General features: G+C 69.0%; 3 protein-coding genes. 1 reads left to right on the forward strand and 2 read right to left on the reverse strand.

What is annotated here, in order from left to right:
• On the reverse strand, positions 1-759 hold a 759-nt coding region (locus AC04MI_RS24805; RefSeq protein ID WP_476498998.1), incomplete at its 3' end, for a class I SAM-dependent methyltransferase.
• Here AC04MI_RS24805 and cobT point away from each other — a divergent pair.
• Positions 758-1,822 carry a nicotinate-nucleotide--dimethylbenzimidazole phosphoribosyltransferase gene (gene cobT, locus AC04MI_RS24810; protein ID WP_099732160.1) on the forward strand — a complete coding sequence of 355 codons (1,065 nt, stop codon included), beginning with the start codon at positions 758-760 and terminating at the stop codon, positions 1,820-1,822. The two genes, AC04MI_RS24805 and cobT, sit on opposite strands and share 2 nt — an antisense overlap.
• Positions 1,823-1,843: 21 nt before the next feature.
• Here the strand turns inward: cobT and AC04MI_RS24815 are convergent.
• Positions 1,844-2,177 (reverse strand): GGDEF domain-containing protein (locus AC04MI_RS24815; RefSeq protein ID WP_476498999.1); only part of this gene is annotated, 334 nt, incomplete at its 5' end.

Raw genomic sequence — 2,177 nt, forward strand, 5'->3', positions numbered from 1 at the left:
GGTGTACGGAAAGCGCACGGTGTCTTGCCCGCGCAGCGCGGGGTGTCGGGCTATCAAAGCCTCGATCTGGGCGCGCACCTTGGCGCGTTCAGCATCCGGCAGGGCCGCGATGAAACTGATCGACATGAAACGGTCCACGATGACCTGCTGGGGTGGCCCCACATGCTCGTGGGTCAGCCGGGTCTCGACCAATGGGCCGAAACCGGGGTGTGGAAAGGGTTTGCGCCAGTCGCCCTTGTAGAAGCGCGGGGCATCGCCCTCGTAGGGCGTGATGGTGGTGGTGAGCTCGGCCACCCAGTCCACCGACTCATCGCGCACGTTCCACACCAGTCCCAGCTTGCCGCCCGGCCGCAGCACGCGGTGGAATTCGTCCAGGGCTTCGCGGGTGGCAAACCAGTGGAAGGCCTGTGCACAGACCACGGCATCCAGCGCGCCGAACGGCAGTGGAATGGCCTGTGCCGTGCCCGCCACGGCGCGCACCGTGGGCAGTTGCAAGGCTTCGATCTTGGCGCGCATGGCGTCCACGGGCTCCACGCCCACCACTGTGGCCCCGGTGGTTGCGAGCAGCGCGGTGAATTTGCCGGTGCCCGCACCCACATCGGCCACCTCGCGACCGGGGCCCAGTCCCAACGTCTGTGCCAGCCAGGCCGACAGCGCCGCCGGGTAGTCCGGCCTGCCGCGCGCGTAGGCCTGCGCTTCTTTTTCAAAACCCTGCTGTGCCGCTTTGTGCACGGCGTTCTTTGTGTTCTCCATCACCATGACCTCATCTTTCGTACTTCCATCCGTTGCTGACCTGCATGATGCCGCGTTGGCCAGCCGCCTGCAGCACGTCATTGACCACAAGACTAAGCCCCTGGGCTCGCTGGGCCTGCTGGAGCGCCTGGCGCTGCGCCTGGGCGTGATTCTGGGCACCGAATCCCCCGTGCTGCATGCCCCCCAGATGCTGGTGTGCGCTGGCGACCATGGCCTGGCCGCCCGGGGAGTCTCGGCGTTCCCGAGCGATGTGACCTGGCAGATGGTGGAGAATTTTCTGGCGGGTGGCGCGGCCGTGAGCGTGCTCGCGCGCCAGCATGGCCTGGGCCTCACGGTGGTGGACTGTGGTGTGGCCAAACCCATCGCTGCGCGCGATACAGCACCCGGTCAGCCGCGCTTGTTGCTGCGCAAGGTGTCACCCGGCACGCAGGATGCCTCCGTCGGCCCGGCCATGAGCGCCGAGCAATGCGCCCAGGCGCTGGCCAACGGGGTGGAGGTGGTGCGTGCCCTGCCAGGCAACGCCTTGCTGCTTGGCGAGATGGGGATTGCCAACACTTCGGTGGCGTCGCTGCTGCTGGCGCGCCTGGCGGGGCTGCCGCTGGTCGAGGTGACGGGCGCGGGCACGGGGCTGGATGCTGCGGGCATCGAACGCAAGCGCTTGGTGCTGCAGCAGGCGCTGGACGCCAATGCGGGCGCCACCAGCCCGTTGGAGGCTCTGGCTGCCCTGGGTGGCTACGAGGTGGCCACGCTGGTGGGCGCAGTGCTGCAGGCAGCGGCCGAGCGGCGCGTGATTGTGGTGGACGGCTTCATTACCAGCGCGGCCGTGCTGGTGGCCAGCCGCATCGCGCCGCAGGTGCTGCAGCGCTGCGTGTTTGCCCACCGTTCGGGCGAACGGGGCCACAGCCTGATGCTGGCGCAGATGCAGGCAGAGCCTCTGCTGGACCTGGGCTTGCGCCTGGGCGAGGGTTCGGGCGCGGCGCTGGCCTGGCCGTTGCTGCAATCGGCCTGCGCCGTGCTGCGCGAGATGGCGAGTTTTGAATCGGCTGGCGTGGCGACGCAGACGGCCTGAGCCGCCCTGCTTGGGCAGGCTCTAGCCCACCACGGTCTGGTTGCGGCCTTCTTCCTTGGCGCGGTACAGCGCGGCGTCGGCGCGGGAGAGCATCGCGTCCAGGGTCTCGTGTGACCCCGACCAGCTGGTCAGCCCGATGCTCACCTCGCAGTCCAGCGGGTGCCCCGAGGCCAGCGTGGCGTGGATGCGCTGGGCCACGGCCAGAGCCGCTTGCGCGTCGGCTCCCGGCAGCAGCACCAGAAATTCCTCGCCCCCGTAGCGACCCAGGCGGTCAGCGCGGCGCAGCACCTGGCGGGTGCGCTCGGCAAAGTGCACCAACACTGCATCGCCGTGCTGGTGGCCCCGTGTGTCGTTC

The organism is Acidovorax sp. LjRoot204, from assembly GCF_056175785.1.

What these genes read in the sequence shown, in the direction of transcription:
- cobT (WP_099732160.1), top strand. Translation starts at nt 758, where the DNA reads ATGACCTCATCTTTCGTACTTCCATCCGTTGCTGACCTGCATGATGCC.